This is a genomic window from Streptomyces cupreus (assembly GCF_014257025.1).
Taxonomy (GTDB): Bacteria; Actinomycetota; Actinomycetes; order Streptomycetales; family Streptomycetaceae; genus Streptomyces; species Streptomyces cupreus.
In genome coordinates this window covers 1-817 of sequence record NZ_JACMSF010000178.1, presented here as the reverse complement: position 1 = coordinate 817, position 817 = coordinate 1, and the positions used below count along the sequence as shown (strand labels likewise).

Here is an 817-nt window from a genome sequence, read left to right as displayed (position 1 = left end):
GCTCAGAGGCTGCGGGCGGTGATGTCGCCGTGGGTGGTGGTGGCGTGGATGGTGAGGGCGGCGGCGGAACCGTCGGTGTTCTTGAGCGTGTTGTGGACGCGTCCGTAGCCGGTGCCGGCGTCCAGTGAGGCCGAGGCGCCGGGGGCGGCGCCGATGGTGATGTCGCCCTGCTGGGTGCTCAGGGTGACGGTGCCGGTGACGGCCTGGTTGATCTGGATGTCGCCGCGCTGGGTGCTGATGTCGGCGGGGCCGGTGAGGCGGCCGACGGTGACGGTGGCGTCGTGGGCGGTGAGGCGGGCGCCGGCGACCTCGTCGAGCTTGACCGAGCGGTGGCCGCCCTCGAAGACGATGTCGCCGAGCCGTCCCACGCCCCGGAGTTCGGCGGCGGCCGACGTGGCCTCGATGTGGGAGCCGGCGGGGAGCTGGACGGTGATCTCGACGGATCCGGAGTTGCCGAGGAGGCGGTGGGTGGGCTCCGGGGCTTCGATGCGCAGGACGCTGTCGTGGTAGGTGACGGTGATCTGTTCGGCGGCCTTCATGTCGCGGCTCTTGGAGGCGTCGGCGGGGAGGACCTGGACGGTGGTGTCGGTGCGGTCGGCGGCGATGAGCTGGATGCGTCCGGCGGGGATGTTCAGGACGGTGGAGATGGTGGTGGGGGTGGCGAACTGCTGCATCGTGAGCTCCTTGTTCAGGTGGCGGCGCCCTGTCGGGCCCGTCGTTTCTTATGACGGAAAGCTACGTTGCGTTCGGTGATCCGGCAACAACCTTATTGCGCAAAATCTCAATAATCGCAGGTTGATTGCGAGAAATCGTTGCA

General features: G+C 68.3%; 1 protein-coding gene. It reads right to left on the bottom strand.

Annotation, left to right across the window (positions count from 1 at the left end; genetic code table 11):
- Window positions 1–2: 2 nt before the first annotated feature.
- Window positions 3–674: a DUF4097 family beta strand repeat-containing protein gene (locus tag H4N64_RS44175; RefSeq protein WP_186288261.1), complete on the bottom strand. Its 672-nt coding sequence runs from the start codon at window positions 672–674 to the stop codon at window positions 3–5.
- Window positions 675–817: the final 143 nt, after the last annotated feature.

What these genes read in the sequence shown, in the direction of transcription:
- H4N64_RS44175 (WP_186288261.1), bottom strand. Translation starts at nt 674, where the DNA reads ATGCAGCAGTTCGCCACCCCCACCACCATCTCCACCGTCCTGAACATC.